17 protein-coding genes and 1 pseudogene are annotated in these 19319 nt (G+C 56.4%); all 18 read right to left on the reverse strand.

Annotated features, from left to right (window positions below):
* Position 1: 1 nt before the first annotated feature.
* Positions 2-946, reverse strand: coding sequence for a glycosyltransferase family 2 protein (locus tag NSJP_RS01125; protein ID WP_080885107.1), 945 nt, complete (start codon positions 944-946; stop codon positions 2-4).
* A 193-nt stretch (positions 947-1139) separates the two neighbouring features.
* The gene (locus NSJP_RS01130) at positions 1140-2099 is read right to left on the reverse strand and encodes a glycosyltransferase family 2 protein (RefSeq protein WP_080885108.1); all 960 of its coding nucleotides are present in this window, start codon (positions 2097-2099) and stop codon (positions 1140-1142) included.
* Positions 2096-3181: a glycosyltransferase family 2 protein gene (locus NSJP_RS01135; RefSeq protein WP_080885109.1), complete on the reverse strand. Its 1086-nt coding sequence runs from the start codon at positions 3179-3181 to the stop codon at positions 2096-2098. Before NSJP_RS01135 ends, NSJP_RS01130 begins: the two co-directional genes overlap by 4 nt.
* Positions 3171-3929: a class I SAM-dependent methyltransferase gene (locus tag NSJP_RS01140; protein ID WP_080885110.1), complete on the reverse strand. Its 759-nt coding sequence runs from the start codon at positions 3927-3929 to the stop codon at positions 3171-3173. The genes NSJP_RS01135 and NSJP_RS01140 overlap by 11 nt, the downstream gene beginning before the upstream one ends.
* 25 nt (positions 3930-3954) lie before the next feature.
* Positions 3955-5088, reverse strand: a complete 1134-nt coding sequence (locus NSJP_RS01145) for a glycosyltransferase family 4 protein (protein WP_172834071.1) — start codon at positions 5086-5088, stop codon at positions 3955-3957.
* Position 5089: 1 nt separating this feature from the next.
* Entirely contained in the window at positions 5090-5776 is a 687-nt protein-coding gene (locus NSJP_RS01150) for a methyltransferase domain-containing protein (protein ID WP_080885112.1), read from the reverse strand.
* Positions 5773-6591, reverse strand: coding sequence for a class I SAM-dependent methyltransferase (locus NSJP_RS01155; protein WP_080885113.1), 819 nt, complete (start codon positions 6589-6591; stop codon positions 5773-5775). Before NSJP_RS01155 ends, NSJP_RS01150 begins: the two co-directional genes overlap by 4 nt.
* Before the next feature lie 48 nt (positions 6592-6639).
* Positions 6640-8661 (reverse strand): glycosyltransferase, encoded by a 2022-nt coding sequence (locus tag NSJP_RS01160; protein ID WP_172834072.1) that lies wholly within the window; start codon positions 8659-8661, stop codon positions 6640-6642.
* Entirely contained in the window at positions 8658-9419 is a 762-nt protein-coding gene (locus NSJP_RS01165; protein WP_155969743.1) for a class I SAM-dependent methyltransferase, read from the reverse strand. Before NSJP_RS01165 ends, NSJP_RS01160 begins: the two co-directional genes overlap by 4 nt.
* Positions 9420-9501: 82 nt before the next feature.
* A complete protein-coding gene (locus tag NSJP_RS01170; RefSeq protein ID WP_231989459.1) occupies positions 9502-10224 on the reverse strand; it encodes a TylF/MycF/NovP-related O-methyltransferase in 723 nt (240 codons plus the stop codon).
* 115 nt (positions 10225-10339) lie between these two features.
* Entirely contained in the window at positions 10340-11617 is a 1278-nt protein-coding gene (locus tag NSJP_RS01175) for an ABC transporter ATP-binding protein (protein ID WP_172834075.1), read from the reverse strand.
* Positions 11617-12429, reverse strand: a complete 813-nt coding sequence (locus tag NSJP_RS01180) for an ABC transporter permease (RefSeq protein ID WP_080885118.1) — start codon at positions 12427-12429, stop codon at positions 11617-11619. Before NSJP_RS01180 ends, NSJP_RS01175 begins: the two co-directional genes overlap by 1 nt.
* A 122-nt stretch (positions 12430-12551) precedes the next feature.
* Positions 12552-13712 (reverse strand): glycosyltransferase family protein, encoded by a 1161-nt coding sequence (locus NSJP_RS01185; RefSeq protein ID WP_080885119.1) that lies wholly within the window; start codon positions 13710-13712, stop codon positions 12552-12554.
* A gap of 32 nt (positions 13713-13744) precedes the next feature.
* Positions 13745-14509 (reverse strand): ABC transporter permease, encoded by a 765-nt coding sequence (locus NSJP_RS01190; RefSeq protein WP_080885120.1) that lies wholly within the window; start codon positions 14507-14509, stop codon positions 13745-13747.
* Between the two features lies 1 nt (position 14510).
* On the reverse strand, positions 14511-15443 hold the full coding sequence (locus tag NSJP_RS01195; RefSeq protein WP_080885121.1) for an ABC transporter ATP-binding protein: 933 nt from the start codon (positions 15441-15443) through the stop codon (positions 14511-14513).
* 99 nt (positions 15444-15542) lie between these two features.
* Positions 15543-16427 (reverse strand): hypothetical protein, encoded by an 885-nt coding sequence (locus NSJP_RS01200; RefSeq protein ID WP_080885122.1) that lies wholly within the window; start codon positions 16425-16427, stop codon positions 15543-15545.
* A gap of 7 nt (positions 16428-16434) precedes the next feature.
* On the reverse strand, positions 16435-18495 hold the full coding sequence (locus tag NSJP_RS01205) for an O-antigen ligase family protein (RefSeq protein WP_080885123.1): 2061 nt from the start codon (positions 18493-18495) through the stop codon (positions 16435-16437).
* A gap of 563 nt (positions 18496-19058) precedes the next feature.
* Positions 19059-19209 (reverse strand): annotated as a pseudogene (locus NSJP_RS19955) (type IV pilin protein); the annotation flags it as partial.
* Between the last annotated feature and the right edge of the window lie 110 nt (positions 19210-19319).

Raw genomic sequence — 19319 nt, forward strand, 5'->3', positions numbered from 1 at the left:
TTCAACTGCTTCTTCGTCGCAAACCCTGGGCACACCATAAGAACGGAAACGCCACCCATTCCATCCACGTCTTAAGGACAATCATGCGCAGTTGCCGCAGGACCAGCAGCCTCTTAGCACGCGACCGCCATTGGACCGGAGCGCAGTGATGGATAAATCTCCAATGGTTCCTGATGTTTTCGGCTGATCGTTCAGAGAACAGCAACTCCCAGGCCTCTCGGACCTTCAAGCGAGACGACTTCAGAACAATCCCGGTTTCGGCGACCTTGGCCAAGACCACCGCCTCGTAACTGACCCCAAGGCGGAATCCGTGCCGCCGAAGTCGGCAGAAAAATTCGCAGTCGGCGATATAGTGGGGAAATACTTCTGCATTAACGTTCCCCGCTTGGAGAATCATCGTCATCGGCACCAGGGTACCACGGCCCGATAGAAGGTCAATTTGATCGTAGAAAACCTCCCCGGCGCCTACCGTCGTTTTAACAGGAAACGTATAGCTCTCCCAATCAATTGATTCGCCGGCGTCGACGATCCGTGATGGTTCCTCACTGTCGACGATAAGTCCTCCGACTGCCGCCTTGTGCTCCCGTGACACTCTGACCAGCGTTTCCACATAATACGAATCGATCAGCGTATCGTTGTTCATCATGAGCACTACGTCTTCATCCGACGTTCGGTGTTCCAACGCATACTCGATCCCGACGCGCATCGCCCCCGTCCACCACAGCTCCCTGTCTCCTCGTATCAGGACAACGGAGGGATATTCCCGCTTGATGGCGTCCTCTGTTCCATCGCTTGAGCCTCCGTCCGCGACGATGATGACCAGCCTGGAGTAGGATTGTGCCTGCAAGCACCGCAGGCAGTCTCGGGTCAGCGCCAGGCGATTGAATACGGGAATGACCGCGAACACGGTGGGGCGGCTTGATTTCTTCGTAGCAGTCTCGCTCATATCAGGCCAGACGGAAGTTCCCGGCGTTCATGATCGGAGCCGAATTGCATGGTCGACGCTCGGAGACATCGCCTCAGCGGGTTCACGCAGCTGATTCACACAGCTGAGCACATGATGCGTCGCCATGGACTCACCGGGTATCGAGACAGCACTCGTCCACACATGAATGGCATTCGTCCGACAGCCTGTCGCATCACGCTCGACCGCGTCGTGCGGCCATCAGCCCGATGAACTGCTCATGCAGTTGGCCCAATCGATGCACACTGACGAAGCTATGTTCGTAAAGATAATTCTGCAGGAAGCGATATCGACTGCGGTCCCGTCTCAGGACACCACGAACCACGTCGAGACAGAGGGCTCTGATCGTCCGAACGGCTTCCTTGAGCACGTCCGTCACAGTCGCAAGGTCACGCACCCCTTCGTGGATGAGCCGATGCCAAGCGTGCCCCATGACGAACATCTGATGCAGCTTCCACCGAAGCGTCATCTTTTTCCTTGATACGAGGTGGTGCACATACAACTCAGGCTCATAGCGAATGGCCAGCCCCGCACGATGTTCACGGGCATGTCGCTGAAATCGCACTTCCTCGCCGTAGCCCAAATCATTCCCCGCCATGCCGAAGCGAGGGTTGAAACCGCCAAGTCCCTGAAGCAACCGGCGGTTGATGAACATATTGGCCCCGTCCAAATACTCTTGATCCGTAAGTGCACGGCTGACATCGCCTTGGACATGACTTCCATACTCGTCTCGAAACCACTTCGGCTTTTCCGTGTCATAAAAGGCGAAGTACGGCCCGCCGAAGATGAGAGCCTTTTCCTTTTCAATCACTCGGACGGCCGTTGCAAGCCAGCCAGCCGTGACTTTGCAGTCGTCGTCCAGATAGGCGACGTACTCGCCGCGAGCCTCCTCATATCCGCGATTTCTCGCGAACGAAAGTCCTTGCTTCGACTCGAACACATAGCGCACCGTCGCCGGCCCATGCTGCCACTGCCCCACCACCTGTGCAGTGTCATCGGTCGAATTATTGTCGACGACCAGGATCTCATAGCGACTGCCTTCAAGCGTTTGGGCGCAGACCGTTTGCAACGCGCCGGCCAATAATCCCGCTCGGTTGTATGTGCAAATGACGACGGTAATGAGAGGATCGGTCATAGGCGGCGCCTGGTGTCGCGCTCATTTATCGCGGGTCTGACCACGGGCCGGAGTAGGCTCTTCATACGCTTCCAATATCCCCTCCCCATGAACTTCATCACGAACGGCCCATCCAGCTGCAGGAGCGTGCCGGCTAGTCCGGCTCGCCAGAGTTCGATCGGAGAAGAACCGGTTAGCGAAGACAACACTCGCTCCACCACGCTGCGGCATATCTCTGCCATGTCGCCGGACCGGGAGGAATGTACACGAACAAAAGCGGATAATATCCGTAGATACAGCGCGCACACATGACGATCAGACGCAACGAGACGATCAGGCCACCGGTTGTACCACTGGCGCAGTGTCCGGAGGTTTTCGCGGTTGATCAATTCGTCACCAAGCAACTCATCAATCGCTTGTGCGGCAATGTTGTCGGCACTGTCTTGTTGAGCCGCCCGTGAAGTGGCTTCGATGTTCCTGTCATGAGATCGATAGGCGACCAGGGGAACCTCGAGATTTTCCGCCTTCGCGGATCTGAGCAGTACGGTCCACAACGCATAGTCCTGGCTGTACCGATACCCTTCGTCATACCGGGGCTCGTGTTCACCGAAGGCCGATCGCCGCCACATAACCGAACTGTGGCAGAAGGCGTTGTGGAACAACATGTGCCATCGAATCGCCGTATCGCTCGTGGGCCACACGTAATCGCCGAGAGCACGCCCTTCTGCATCAATCACCCGGCAAGCGGTCCCGACCAGTCCGACCTGTGGGCGGCTCTCCATAAGTTTCACTTGGGATTCCAGCCGACGGCGCATCGACACATCGTCGGCATCCTGTCTGGCGACATACTCTCCTTGAACGATGGATAGGGCTCGATTCAGCGATTTGGTCAAGCCGAGATTGTGCTCGTTCTTCAACAGCTTAATCCTTCGGTCGCGCTCCGCGTGATTGTTCAGGATCAAAGCAGTGTCGTCGGTGGATCCATCGTCCACGATAATAAATTCATAATCACGCCATGTCTGATTGAGCACTCCTCTCAGCGCCTCTTCGAGGTACTGCTCCCCTTGGTAGACCGACATGACAACGCTGACCTTAGGCGGCATCGGGTGTTACCTCAGCCCAAATCTCCCCCCATCGGACTTCCTGATGCGTAATCCGGCAACCGGCCTGCCGCATCTCTTCATCAAATGACTCGAGGGTATATTCCGTTTCATGCGTATCATCCAGCCTCCACTCGACCCCCAATTCTCGTTTGAGCGGGACCTGCCAATCGCGCTCGAACAACGGAATGCGGATCAGGAACCTCGAAGGACGCACGCGGGCCGAGACACCGCGAAGGAACTCCGGACGGGATGACAGATGCTCGAGAATATTAGACAGCACCACCACGTCGAAGGACTGCTCGCCGAACGATGCCAGACCGTCCTGCACTCGATACTCGACTCTTGGATGTGAATGCTGCCGCCTCGCGGCGTCGATATTTCCCGAGACCAGATCGATGCCGAGAACCCTCGCTCCAGCCCGTTCCGCGATGTCGAACGCGACGGCTCCGATTCCACAGCCGATGTCCAGCACCCGCTCGTGGGCCCGAATTCTCCTGACAAAGAAATCGTGATACTTCGTGTGGCGATGCTTGGTATGAACGCCTCCTCCATACCTGACGGCCGTCTTCCCGAGAATGGGATACAGCGCGGCTTGCATCCGAAATAGAAACCGCAGGGATTCATCGGCCGGCAAAGTCGCCGCCCGTTCGATTGCGAGCCCTGTGATCAGCCGCTCGAGGGCCGGAGTATCGAGACGTTTCAGGAGAGCAGCCGCCACTCTGGTCAGACCGTGTATTTGCGGTATCATTGGAATGTATCTTCCCGATCCAGACTCAAGCCGCGGCGGACAGCTCCCCGAGCAACTCCAACTCCATCTCGACGATCCTGTCCAACGAGCAGGAGTGGACGACGTACTCCCGTGCGCTGTTGCCCATTCTGCATTGCAGAGAACGATCGCCGAGCACCGACTCGATCGCCGATCGTATTTCCACGGGAGATGTGCCGCAGAGAAATCCGTTGGACCGGTGTTGGATTACTTCACGAATTCCGGGGACGTCGGTTCCAATGACAGGACTTCCGCATGCCATAGCCTCCAGCAGGGCTTTGGGATGTCCTTCGATAAGCGAGGGCATGATGAACGCCGCCGCGGTGGTCAGGAGCGCCGGCAGGCGGTGGTTAGGTATGTTGCCCAACAATCGGACCGGAAGATTCTCCCGTTCGATCTCCCGACGCAACCGCTCGCCCAATGAACCGTTCCCGATAATTAGCAGTTCCACAGACAATCCCCGGACGGCTTCAATCAGCGCCAGCGGATTCTTTTCTTCGTCAAGCCGCCCGACATACATCAAGCGATTCGCCACCCGCCCACCGTTTGCCTCGGGGATAAAGATCGTCGTGTCCACGTAGTTGGGAATCACGCGAACCAGGTCAGGACTGATCTGGTACCGTTTGAGAATCGTTTCTCGAATGGCAGGGGTGGTCACGACCACACGGTCCGCGCCAGCAAAGATCGTCCGTTCGAGATCCCGAGCCCGGCGAGCTTGGGATGAATGATCCCCGTATATGCGCGCGGCATTGTTCGATGGCAGATAGCCGCAGCGGGCTATGAACGGCTTCCCATACCGCCGTGCGGCAAGTTGAGCGACATCGGCTCCCTGAATCTGGTTACTCTTGACGATGACGTTCCGCTTCTTACGCCAGGGCGGCACCCACGACATCAACCTGCCGTACCACCGCTTCGGCACGGCCCATTTGTTGTACACGATGCGAATGCCCTGGACAGAGGCGCCCAGACTGTTTTCCGATTCCCCACCGTAGGTGACAAAGGCCACTCCTTGGAGATGCGGTCGCATCGACTGATAGAGCGAGACTTCCCGTTCAAGCAGACCCGCATCCTTCCAAGCCTGAAGGGAGACTCCGCGCGTAAAGTACAGGACGAGGTTTGCGTCGATGTGAGCCTGTGGCATGCTATTTTCTTTCGAGAACGACCCAGAGCGTGCCGGCATAGAGGTTCTTGACCGCAAGGTCGGGCCTCATGAGGATCCTTCGCGCCCATGTCTTGACCATACCCCTCCAGCCGCTCCCCTCGTTCGCCGTGCCTTCATAGTCCTCTTGCACAATACGCATGCCGTTCTTCTCCGCCCGATATCGAACGAACCGCTCCGCCTCCTCGGGACAAAAAAACCACTTATGACGGTCCGGCGGAGGCTCAACGGGCAACCCATAAAACTTCATCGGTTGGTCTGGTCGATAGTCACCCCGTCGCAGCATGTTGTAGAAATCCACCCACGCGTTGGGGAGGGACACGATGACGTATTTCTGACTGACACGGCATACCTCGTCGAAGACGGCATGGATGTTATCGACATGCTCCAGCACATCCAGGCAGAGCACGGATGTAAACGACCGGTCGGGAAAGGGCAGCGGCGATCTTTCGAGATCAACGACGCGGTCTACTCGTCCCCCGAGGCCAATGCCGCAATAGTGAGTTTCTGATGGCAGATGCTCCCGGAGATGACAGGCATCGGCGCCCACATCAAGGATGCGTCCTGCGAGAATGTCCCGGTACTTGAGCCATACATACTTGGCCTTCGTCTGACGATCCGTATAGACGTATCCCGTGTCGAACTTTCTGTCGATCGACGAAGTCATCATGCCTTTATCCGACGATCAGACGAAGCGCCTGGCTTCCTGAGCACCATGCCGTTCTGTCCGCCGTAGCGTGCTATTCCGTCAGGTACCCTCCGGCGGGACACCAAGGTATGGAGCACGGAAAAGCCCATCGCGATGGCAAGGTCACTTGCGTGCGACAGGGACACCTTCAAGTTTGTGCCGTTCACTCTGGCTGGCAGCTCCTCAAACCCTCGTCCCAATCGAAAGCGTTCGGTGAACCGATCAGCCAGGTAGAGCCATCTGGATGACCGGTTGAAGGACCATCCGTATTTTCGTCCGAAGTAGAGCACTGCAACCCCTTCCGGCCTGAGAACCCGGTACGTCTCCTCGAGGTAACGTTTAAAAACACTGAACTTCTCAACGTGCTGCAACACGATGAAGGAATACACACAATCGATTGCATTCGATGGTACCGGCAATGTGGTTCCATCCGTTTTGAATAACAGACTGTTGCACACCCCTCGCTCTCTCAGCGCCTCAACGACCTGAGCATTGTGATTGTGGATGTCGGTTCCGATGACTTGTCGAAAAGAGCGGCTCGCGGCGGCCAAGAGCCTCCCTCCACCGTGTCCTATCTCCAATGCGACTTTGTCCTCTGGATTCGCCATATACGGAGCCATGGGCAATGCGATATGGAACATGAAATCCCAATGTCCCCTGATAAAAGACGATTCCTTATCTTTTCCATTGTCGAACCATCCGAAGAAATAGTCGTCGCCTTGTCCGGCTGCGTTCGCAATCTCTTCCCGAAACCCTACGACATGCCCACGCCGCTCGATGTCTTTTCCAATTCCCATGTCTGCCAGTTCGGGTATGCCGGAGTGAAAGGTTTCGTTTCGCTGACGCTAACCCGCGGCTTCCTTCAGAAGCGTGAGATACTTGTCCGCCACCTCGTCCATGGTCGGCACCACGATGAGTCGCTGAAACACTTCGTAATTGGATGCCATCACATCCAATTGCGAAATAATCTCCTCAGGTTCGCTGAACGGCAATCCGCCGGATCCCACCAGCTCGGGATGCCCGCCGTCATTCCGGTACAGGACCGGCAGGCCACAGGCGAGGGCCTCGATCACGGCGTTCGAACAGGGGTCGTTCTGGCTGGCGGTCAGATAGACGTCATGCTGCCGAAGCAGGGCCCCGAGCTGTTCGGAAGGAACCGCGGGCAGGCTCCGAATCCGTTCAAACGGCTCCGACGCATTACCCACGAACGTGAAGTCGAACCGGTCCCAATCCAGGTGACGTTCGAGCCATTTATAGACCGGCCCACCCTTGCGGGCATTGTTCGACCAGCTGGTGGCGATCAGACGGATCTTCCGCGAACCGTCGAACGGCACGCGGCCACGCCGGTGAAAGATGTCCGGATCGACCGTATTTTGGATGATCACGGGTTTGACGGGTTTGTAGCTCATCTCGGCGATGCGCTGATACGTCCATGTGGACTGCAGCACCGTCGAAGAGGCAAACCGGGCATTTAGGTCGAAACAGAGTTCGTCCTTCTCACGGTCGAATCCTCTGATTAAATGAATGGGGCCGTCGATCCGATGCACCGCTCGAAGCGGTCGCCGCCGGCTGAACTCCAGGAATTGTTCCACATCGAAATGGACGGAGTTCAGCAAATAGACATCGATGTCGTCTCGAAGCTGATTCTCCACCACGCAGACGCCGCGTCGACGCAGCGCCTTGCGTAGGGCCAACATGAATTGATTGCCTCCTCCGTACGGCGGTGCAAAGAACCGATGCCAGAGACAGACCTTCAATGTATGTCCCCTCCAGGCTTTCAAGACGCGCCGAATGACCCCTGCCGGTGGCCGTGGCGGCGGCGCGGCATCTCCGCTCGTCCATTTCGGCTTCCGGGCCATGGCGCCCTTCCCAATTCTGTCGTAAATGTCGCGAAACAGCGCGGCTACCGCTTCGGGTCGGTGGCGCGTCAGCACGTTGCGGTAATGTGTATCGACCGTACCGGATAGATAATTGGTCTGAATGTCTCGCCGAATCATTCCGACCGCCTCAACGGGAGTCCGGTACAGGCATGACGGATCGAGCAGATCGGGAGCCAAACCGACAGGAGTGCTGATCACCTTTCGACGCGCCGCGGCTGCCTCCATCAATGTTCGCGGCCCTCCTTCTGATCGGCTCGACACAACGCAGAGATCCAACAGGTTGTACAACTGATTCAAGACCTGCTGCGGAAGCATATTGGTCTGATAGTCGTCCTCCTCCATCAGCTGGCCGACGAAGGTGTAGGGCACGCCCCACTCGGCAAATCGTTTTCTCACCCAATGACGTCGCGGTCCCGCAAGCACTGCGTGCACGGCGTGTCCTTCGCGATGGAGTCCCCTGACGATCTCGCAGAAGATGTCCGGGCCTTTCGTTCTTTTGGGAATACTGAGGTCGAATCCGGCCGAATCGCGATGGAAATTTCCGAGGAGATAACGGTCGGTCGGCAGACGCCATGTCCGTCCCAATTCACCGAGCACCGTGTCTCCGGCGGAGATCGGATGAAACTTCGCAACGTCCGTGGTATAGGGGACGACGATATGGGGGAGCCCCACTGCTCGGCACTGGCGCGCCGCCTCGGCCGTCTGCGCGATCCAACAATCGACCAGGCCGACGACATGTCTGTGCTGAGGCAGGGTGAGGTATCGAAACGGCTCGCCTGACATATGGCAGACGACGAAAGCCCGAACTGCGATAGCTTCGGGAACCCGAAGCAACGATTCCCACCAGACCGAATGGATCACCTCACAATGATCCAGGTCGCTGAATTCGACGATATCGGACAGGGCTTGCCGAGTGAGCCTGAGATCCTCATCGAGCGCCCAACCGGTCCCGTCCCCGCCGGTCATGTGAACTTTTGGCCTGTTCATGGCTTTACCGCTCGAATGCCGAATCCCGTCGTATAACGGCTGACATATTGTTCGCTGGCCACAGGGATCAGCTGTTCCCGCTCCAGAGCCCATTTCTTCGCCCGGCGAATGACCATCGTCGCAACCCTGTCGGACAAGGCCGAATGCAGACGTCCTGTTCTCCTGCATTCGCAGAGCCATCCACGCATCATGTCGACGATCACGCTCCAGAAGAGCCCCTGCTTCTCGATCACGACATCTCGAAACCCGATGCGATCCAGATTCTCTTTCCAATATTGGTCCGTATACCGGCCGTAATCATGTGGGTCTGCATGGATGTGGAACAGAAACGGGACGGACATCAGCAGCACACCATGCGGGCGCAACGTCCTATGTACTTCTCTCAGGACCGGCAAGGGCTCCGGAACATGCTCAAGCAACTCCGAGCAAATAATGGCATCGAAACTCTCAGTCAAGAAGGGGAGACGCGACGCATCGGTCTGCACGTCGGGACGTCGTGACACCGATATGTTCGCAGAGCGCACGGAGAGGCCGTAGCGATCGATGTCGAACCGGCCACGCCTCGGAGGTCGGTGCCCGCCCAAATCCAAGACTGTGCTCCCTTTCGATATCACCGCGACATGACGGGAGAAAAATTCATCGACAAATTCTCGGCGAAGGGATCGGTTCATTGACCCATCAGACTGGAGTATCGCCGCTCTTTTCGAGATCACATGAGGCGAGGGAAGCGCATAGGCTGACACCGTTTCGGTCTTCATGGAGTCGTGCAACCCTCGGACAGCCGTTTCGAGCCTGATCACACGAGCATCGGCCGGATGTTCCTCGGGCTTGTCCTCGCAATCAGGGAACGATCACGTATCGGCCCGCTGCGTCGATATGGTTCAAGAATACGGGACGAGCCAAGGTCGAGAGAAACTCGTCCACAGCTTTTCGACAGCCCGGCCATTTTCCATAGTCATCGATTACCACGATTCCTCCGGAACTCACCTTGGCATATAATGATTCAAGGCATATCTTCGTCGACTCGTACCAGTCTCCATCTATGCGCAGCAACGCAATGGTACCCACTGTTTCAGGCACCGTTCGTAGCGTGTCCTGGAACCAACCCACGTGATAGTGAGTCAATTCAGAAGGGTAGCCAACGATTTCTCCGAGCAATCTCTGATTGTCTTCGAGCGGGCCTACACATTTCCCAATGCCGTTTAAGGAGCCGGAGGCGCGGTCCGCGGCATAGCGCACGGCCATATCACCGTCCTTTTCGCTCTGTGGTTCCGGCAATCCCTGAAAGGAATCGAACAAGTGAAGCGGTCGGGAGACGTCGCCGGCGCAGCGATGCGCCAGAACCATCATGCCGCACGCGCCTCCCTTCCACGTCCCGCACTCAACCATGGCTCCCGGCACCGACGCTGTGTCGAGATACCGAATCTGCTGCCAGAGCGTGATCAGGCGCCGATATGACAACATCGTATAGGGCCGAACGACCTCGAGTGCGCCGCGTGCTGCTTCCTCATCATCGTAATTCTCAAGGGGATGGTCATTGGCTGACCCCGCCGCGCGCGTCACACGCACGTCCCCGGCCGCACTCGACGGCGGAGATCCTCCAATCCATCGATTGAATGTTGTAACCACTCGACCAATCACGAAACCATCTCCGTGCGAGTTCACTATTGCAGCCATCTTATGGCCGACTGTCTCCAATTACCGTGGTCCACTCGCGGCATTCGTGTGATTCAGTCGGTAACAGTCTCGTCAGGCTCCATCGGGCAGCAACCCTTACAATTCCTCTAGCGCGTCCGTGGCACGTGACGGAAAACCCCGTAACACCCGTCACCCGCTCCAGAGTCTCATAGGACGTTTTCTCCCGTAAGGAGAAATTGACTTCGTACGCGCCCTTGGCCAGCGCGTTGTCCGGATACCACACCCGCAACCGAAAGCATCCTTCTGATCGGGAAGCCATGAGTCCATCCTCGTCCGAAACATTCCAGACGCACACCACTCCAGCAGCGTTGAGAATCCCCACGGAAAACACGGGCTGTTCCAGCGTCCTATGTACCGTGCACTCTATTTCCACTCCGAACGGAACCCCAGCCTCCACCTCCGTCACGGTTGAGTCGTTCGCGTCAAATACCCGAGCCGCGAATAAGGTGAACTCGTTGGTTGAAATCCGGCGGCTCCGGCGTAGAATTCCTTCCGCCTCGGAATGGAAAACGAGTTGCTCGTACGCGCGAAGGCCGTCGTGCACCGAGCCTTCGGCGATGATACGGCCTTCGTGCAAAACGATTCCCTTCAGGGCGACCAACTGCAGCATGTCCAAGCTATGCGTGACGAGCAGAATCGCAGCCCCCTCATCCCGCATTGTCTTGATACGGGCGAGTCCCTTATTCTGGAATCTAAGATCACCGACCGAGAAAGTCTCGTCGATCAGCAGAACGTCGCTCCGGATGCTCGTGGCCACGCCAAAACCCAGGCGCGCCAGCATGCCGCTCGAATAGGTACGAACCGGCCGATCAAACCATCGTTCCAGTTCGATAAACTCCTCAATTACCGGCAGCGCTTCATTCATTTCTCCACGAGACAGTCCCATGATCGCCCCAAGAAGATAAACGTTCTCGCGTCCCGTGAGTTCGGGATGGATACCGGCGTTCAATTCGATCATCGAAAACACTCGGCCGCGCACTTCGACTCTTCCCCGGGTCGGCGGAGTGACGCCAGCCAGGATCTTGAGCAACGTGCTCTTCCCTGCCCCGTTGCGGCCGATAATTCCAAGAGTTTCGCCGCGCTTCACTTCGAAGGAGACGTCGCGAAGCGCCCAAGGCCCTTCCTCCTGCTCGGGCCTTTCATGATCCGGCCTATCGCCCGTCAACCGCTTGACGAAGCGGTGGAACGCGGGTGCTATCGGCAGGCCATACCGCTTCCACAGGCCTTCCACTCGAATAGAGGCGTCGTGTTTCATCATCACATTACGTCCGCGAAATACTGTGCCATGTAGCGAAACAGGGGCCATGAGCATGCGAGGAGGACTATGGTGCCGACCAACGCCAAGCCCAACAACGTCAGATCGGGGGCCGTGTTCTTGATCAAGACGCTGCGAAATCCTTCAATGAGACCCACCATGGGATTCATGAGATACACGGCCTTCCACCGCTCGGGCACCTGGCTGAGGGGATACATAATCGGTGAAACCAGCAGCCACACCTGCATCAGCAAGGGAACGGCAAACAGGGCGTCGTGCGCGTAGGTTCCGATAGCCGCAACCAACATTCCGACGGCCAATGCACAGAGCACCGTCAGTCCAATCAGCACCGGTAACCATACGATCGACCACCCGAGAGGGAAATGGTGCCAAGTCAAAAGTGCCCCGAGCAGCACGAAAGACACGCCGAAGTCGAACAACGCAATGAGAACCATGGAAACCGGAAACACTTCATAAGGCATGGCTATTTTCTTGACGATGCCAGCATTGGCGGACACGCAGGAACCGCAGCGGTTCACGATTGAAGAGAATAACGACCACAAGACCATCGCGCTGTAGGCAAAAACGACGTAAGGGGCGTCGGGACTCGGAATAGCCAAGATGCTTTGCATGAACCAAAATACCCCTGTATAGAACAATGGAGGGAGCACGGCCCACGTAATGCCTAGCAGCGATCGACGATATCGGCCCTTGATGTCTCGAAGGGCCAATGCCCCCGTGAGATAGATCAATTGTCGGAGATTGCCGTTCCCCGGCTCAGAACGGACATATACTCCGTCAGTCATGATGTTCATGAGTCTGCCACTGAACCAGGAAATTCCCCGTCACCGTGCGTCCCCGGGTGGATAGGCTACTTGTCCCGCCCGAGCACAGCACTCGAGTGGGACGAGCGAGCCCATGGTGTCCATCCAACTCATCAACACGGGAGCAGCCCGCGCTGTTGAACCCGATGGAACAGTCGGTCAAACCGATGCCGCCATGTATGGGAACTCATGGCTCGTCGATGACCGGCTTCCCGAATTCGTTCCGCCGCGGCGATGTTGCTGGAGTAATACGAGAGTTTGTCGATCAGTTCTTCAGGCTCCGACCATGTTTCAATTTCCTCTCCAGGCTTGAAGTACTCGGCATGATCCGGTGCCTCTTGAACCAAATAGAATCCGCCGGCCATTGGCACTTCGAAATCTCTCAGGCGGCACTGGAGATTCCTTGACGGCACAACCGCATCGTTTCCATGCCAACCGGTGTCGGAGAATCCGAGATTGATCTTGCTGGACCGGAAGATTGCCGGCAGCGCCTCGTCCGTGCACGGAGGCCGAAACTCAGGCCCAGGCAGCTCATCGAACGCGACACTCCTTGACCACTTGCGCCTGAGCGCTCCTGTCAGACTCTGAGCGCCTTCTGCTTTCCATCGAGGCACCGCGTAAAACCAAAGGTCGTGCACGACCTTGTACGCGTCCCAATCGAATCGATACGGGCTCACGCTGCTGCCGTTCCACCCGCGCCCATACACCGTCGGCTTAAACCCGTGTCGGACACAATCGGCAAGTAACGCCCGCCGAAACGGATTAAAACTTCCGACGAAGGAAATGCCGTGCTCGTAGCCCCTGGACGAAGCATGCTCGAGGCAGAACTCTGGATTTGCCGCCATGGGCATCCACTCGATATTGGAGTTGTAGAACGCAAGATGCTCGGCATTCGTCTTCTGCGCCACGGCCAAGACGTGGAAGTACGGCGCCGTTCTTATGATGCGGTACCATTGGAATGCCATGTCGACGTGGTAATTCACCATCGGCACGTTGAGTTCGGCGAGTCGCCTGGCCGTCTCCACGAGCAGAAAGTCGTCATACACCATAAAAAACATGAGATCGAGACGGCCGTCCTTCTTGAGAGCCAAGGCCAAGCGAATCAGACGCTCGTTGAGTTCCTCCCTGGTCGTCCGCCAGGCCTTCGACCCCAGATTTCCCATGCCTCCCGGATAGTGCATGACATGCAATTCGTCACAGTAGTATCGGCGCAGCGTGGACAGAATATTGACCTCCATCCATGATTCCGGAGGCAGGACAGCAAGTAGGCGCATGAGTGGCGCGTTACCTCGAGACAAGACTTCTGCTAAAAATCACGCCGCCGGAAGAACAGGCACGCTGCCGCCAGCAGGAGTCCGCTGTACAAGAGTCCGTAACTGGTCGCCAGCGCTTGATAAGTCATGGATACGGCGACGCCGCTGGAGGCCTGGCCCTTGATGTTCAACCACTCTAGGTTAGGGCAGACATAATAAATCGCGGTCATGATCCCTTCGGTGATCGGATTCTGGCTTTTCGCCGCTATGGCCTTCATATCGTTCGTGAGATGACCGATGACATACACGCCCAAGGTCATAGTGGCACTGAGAATGGACGATGTAAAAGTGGAGAAGAAGATGGCCACTGCAACAATCAGCAGGGACTCGACCACCATGAGTTGAACGGACTGAAACAGAGACTCAGAGATCGGAGCATTGCTCACCCACACGGTGATCAAGAACATCCCGAACATGAGCCCCATGTTCATGGCGATCACCACCGCCAACCCCAAATATTTCCCGATGAGAAACTGCGACCGGGTAATCGGCCGAGCCAGGATCGTATAAATGGTTCTTCGTTCGATCTCCTTGGCCACCAATCCGATCCCGACGAATATGGCAATGATCACGCCCACGATATTGATGGACGCGAGGCCGATGTCCTTCACGATTCTTGCTTGCTCGCCAATCGTCAAGGTTGCCAGAAGCACCGAGGCGCCGATGAGAAGCAGCGCGAACAAGACGAGGTTGTACAGAATCTTGTCGCGAAGAGTTTCTCTGAAGGTATTCCCTGCTACCGCCAGTATGTAGTGCATGCTAGCATCCCTGATTGGTTCGCTCGATAAAAAGGGTTTCCAAGTTGCCTTTGTGCGGAACGGCGGAGAGCAGTCGTCCGCCGGCCTGGCGAATGGCCGTCAGGACTTCGTCAAGTTGCTCGAGCCGTGGAAGCATAATGAGGCAGCGGTCTCCCCGTTGCAGAATGCGTGTGGCTACCCGCCTGATCAGCGGAATGTCCTCGCCGATGATTCCGTCGGATACGATCTCAACAGACTGCTGAGCCTGTTCGTTCACAAGTTCCTCGACCTTTCCGAGGGCGAGCACTTTTCCTTTTGACAGGATACATACACGGTCACACACCATTTCGACGTCAGAAATGATGTGCGTGCTGAAGAATACCGTCTTCCCACGATCCCGAAGACTCAGGATAATGTCCCGAACTTCCTTCCGCCCAACCGGATCCAAACCGGACATTGGCTCATCGAGGATCACCAATTCCGGGTCGTGGATGAGGGCCTGGGCAAGTCCGATCCTTTGCAGCATGCCCTTGGAAAATTTGCGGAGCTGCCGATGCTGCGCATCAAGAAGACCGACCCGCTCCAACAGAGATGGGACGGCTCCGGCAAGTCTTCCTTTGTCCATCCCGCCAAGCCGTCCGTAGAATGAAAGAAATTCTTCAGCTGTCAGGTAGTCGTAGAAATAAGGCGATTCGGGAAGATAGCCGATGCGATGGTGCACCATAACATCGTCTCCCGGCATCCCGAGCAATCGAATGCTCCCGCGAGAAGCCTTCATCAGGCCGAGGAGGATTTTCATCGTAGTCGTTTTGCCCGCACCATTGGGGCCGAGAAAGCCAAAGATTTCCCCTCGGTTGACCGTAAAGCTGACGTTGTCCAGTCCTTGAACCGGTTTCTGCCATGGCCATGAAGGCGTATGCACTTTTGACACTCCGTCAAGAACAATCGCTTCCATTCGCTTACCTCCGACTCCCGAATACGATCAACGTCATCAATCCAACAGCATAGGCCGAACGAATGTCCGGTCTCTGCCCAGGGATCTCGCGCCAGGCCTTTACAGCGAATCCCTTCTCCGCTTCATGGACAACGTCATGCGCTCGCTAATTTCGCTGCTTCGCACCGTGCCGGAATGGGGGTCGTATTCGTATCGTCCACCGTAGGGTTCAATCGGCAGTTTCTCCAATATCCCGCTTGTCGTCAGGTCTTCGAGTCTTGAAGGGAGGCCTCCATGCGACTGTCTGTAGCGGGCGATAGATCCTTCGATGAGTTGAAGGTCCCGTTCAACGGCGACACGTTTGAGGCGCTCACCCAAGAGACTTTTCGTCCCAGGGTCCGACGTCTTCTCGTACAGATCGGACAACAGGTCAATGGCCTGCTGTGGCGCTTTGGCGGAGACAAAGAAATTGGCCGCCAAGCGCCCGAGGTTGCTCGGCGCCCCGGGCAGCTGGGCAGCGAGGGCCATTGCCTCGGCCGCTTTGGCATCTTCGCCAAGCTCAAACGCATAGTTGATGCTCAAGAGAAAGGGGAATTTCCACTCCTCGGGGTTGTGCAACATTCCTTTTTCCAACAGGCGATTACTTTCTTCCGGCAAGACAACCAGGGTGCAGAGGGCGATCCCACCGGCTTCATAAGCCCATGTGAATTTCGGGTCTATCGTCGTCACCACGTCGAGAAGCCGATAAATCCACCGCCCGGCCTCAGGAGACACCTTACGTTCGCCCATTACCTGAATGGCCTGCAGCCACAGAACATCCGCCGTCAACTCGCGGTATCCCAAGGAAGCGGTGCGCAAAAAGTGACCGTCGGGCAGGAATCGTAGCCGTTGGCTCTTCTCTTCGTGCTGGTCCAACCCTCCGATCATGAGATGTACCGATGCCAGGAGCAGGACCAAGCCGCTCATGACGATCCACAGGACTCTCGATCGAATCTGCGGAATCATTTCGTCTTCATCCCTTTAGTGCACGCGCCAAGGGCCGAGCATCCACCTGGATGTATGCCCGTTCCTCTCCTGTCAATGTACGGCCTTCATAAACCTGAAGAATCTCGTTAATGGCTCTGTATTCGGCCTCGGCCTTCGCACGTTCTCCATTCCTGAGCAGAAGTTCTCCTCGAACCACCCTGGCAGGAAGAAAGTTCGGTTCATAGACAAGAGCCCGTTCGAGAAGATCCCGAGCTTCGTCGAAATGGGATTGGGAAACCAGAATTTTCGCCAATTCAAGATACGCTTGCGGCGCAAACGGGTCCTGCCCTATCGCTCGCTCCTGAGATTCGGAGGCAAGGGTCGTCCACTCAACGCGCTCGCGGTCAGAAGCGGACAAGCCCGCCCGACTCACATACAGAAGTCCCAGTCGGAAGGGAAATCGGGCATCAAGCGGATTCAGCACCATGGCCAATCTCTCTTCCTCAATCGCCTCTTCCAACCAGTAAAGCTCACCTGTCAGATGGTGTTGATGGGCCGCAATGCGAGCTATCGTGTCGTGGTACGCACTGGTACCTGGGTCAATGAAGGTTGCAAGACGAATTTGCGTCAATGCCTCGGCTGTTTTCCCATCCCGTAACCATTGTTCGCCGGCCTCATGTGCATACCAACCGGCTGCAGGCTGCACGATGAGGACTCCCAGTAAAGCCGTCAGGCCAAAGACAAGGCCGGTTGAATGGATGCCTCGAGGAAGACGAAGCTCCCATGTCGGTCGGGTTGTGACCGCGTTCCAAGCACTCAGGACCGTTCCACCGGCAATGATCATGAGAATAACGAGGGCCGGTTCATGAAACACGGAATCCACTGCCGCATGAGCGAGAATGGCTATGGTGACCGATGCCAATCCCACGACAAATCCGCAGTGGAGAGAGCTCTTGCAGATCCTCAAGGTATCGCGGACTTTCATACTCCAGACAAAGATTCCGACGATGAAAAGGCTCACCCCGCCCATCCCCAGTTCCACCGCTATCTGTATATATTCGTTATGAGCGGACTCGGCGCGTTTTCCGTACCGAGCAATCTCACGGGATACAGGAAAGCGATATTGGAACGATGTATATTTGTACATTCCCAATCCAAATCCCATGGGGCGATCCAGTATGCGTTCAAGTGAACTCTTCCAGATATCGATACGGCTATAGGCGTACGGATCCTGCGTGGAGACATCCACAAATCGTTGTTTGAGAGGATTTGGAATCGCCATGCTGGCTATCAGTCCGCAGAGAAGAACCGCGATCGCCCGGATCCGGAACCGATAGAGGCCCACAAAGGCCAGCACGGCTCCAAGTGCCAATACCGCCCCTCTCGACTGTGCGACGACAAACCCGCATGAGGCCATGACCAACAGCATCCAGAAGCCTGCCTTCTCCCAACGACGCAGCTCCTTGTGCGGGACGCAGCACAAGACGCCACAGGCAAGTCCCACCATGCATGCTTCATAGGTTCCGAAGAAGTTCGGATTGAAAAATGTTCCCTTCGCTCTGGACTCACCGAGCAGGAAATATTGGCACAGCCCCCAGGCGCTTTCGAGGATCCCCATTCCTGCAATCACAAGGACGAGCGTGCGGATCTCGATGGTGGACCGGATCGTTTGAATCACGGCACCAAATAAGACGGTGTACATGAGGAGCGTCACCAACCACTGCACTCCGACATTTTTGTACGGAGTCCACCAGAGAGTCAGCCCTGCATACCCGACAAATATCAGAACCAGTATGCACAGCACGTTCTGTATGACCACAGCCTCGCCGCCACGCGCCAATCGAAATAGCCATATAGTCAAACACATGAGCAGCGCCAGTCGGATGACCAGAATCGGTATATGTGTTGTGCCGCCATCGAGCAGTGGGGAGAAAATCAGGAGGCCGACAAGAATGGCGCCGCCTGATGCCACAATTCCCAACTTCTCACTGCCTCCAGGCTTTCTGAAGAGAGCGCTGGAGGCGGCAGTCAGGATGTCATCGCGCTCTTGAGCCGGCTTGACGGCGCTCGGACTTTGGCGTTCGGTATCGGCAACGGAGTTCAACATACAAGACAGGCAGACCTGTCACTCAATTGGCATTCTTCTCAGTGGGATGGACCAGTTTGTACGGTAGAGGTGATCCGAAAACCTGTCAACAAATTCATGGGTCTGCGCAGAAAACCGAAGGGGGAGAGAGACGATCTTGTCCCTCTCCCCCCGAAGCAGTGAGAAACGTTCGCGCTGCTTCAAACCGACGTATTACAGAGACACGTCGTTGTTCGGATTCTGCAGATTGCGCACGTCATTGATGAACCAATGATCGCACGCCACGTCACCGTCAATGTTGCCGTTTGCACCGGCGGTAAACCCTGAAGTGTTCGATGCCACAACAAATCCGCCGCTGGCAGGAGGCGCGGTGACGTTGCACGGAGAGGCGGCAGATGAGCTTCCGGGGAAGAAGTTGATGGTCGTTCCAACGCCGGTCGTCGTGTTAACTCCATCCATGTAGAAGAAACGATACCGCGGAGTTCCGGATGGCTGCCAGCCGATTTGAGAAATAGTTGCCGGCGCATAGCTCTGCGGATTCTGCGATTCAGCCTGATAGGCCACCGCCGAGGTGAAGATTGCCCCAAGGCTCACCTTGGCTTCCGACTGCTTCGACTTGGCCTGATACGCGATGAAGTTCGGAATCGCGATCGCCGCCAAGATACCGATGATCGCCACGACGATCATCAACTCAATAAGGGTAAAACCCTTATGACTTTTTAACTGCTTACACATCGCTGCTCCTCCTTGTTGATGGTTCACCGACTCCCCCATGAATGATGGGTTGCTGCATCCAGTCATCCTGTTTGTCATGCTGTCTGCACTCGTCCAAATAGCAGGTTCGA

Origin of the sequence: Nitrospira japonica (assembly GCF_900169565.1) — a bacterium.
Taxonomy (GTDB): Bacteria; Nitrospirota; Nitrospiria; order Nitrospirales; family Nitrospiraceae; genus Nitrospira_C; species Nitrospira_C japonica_A.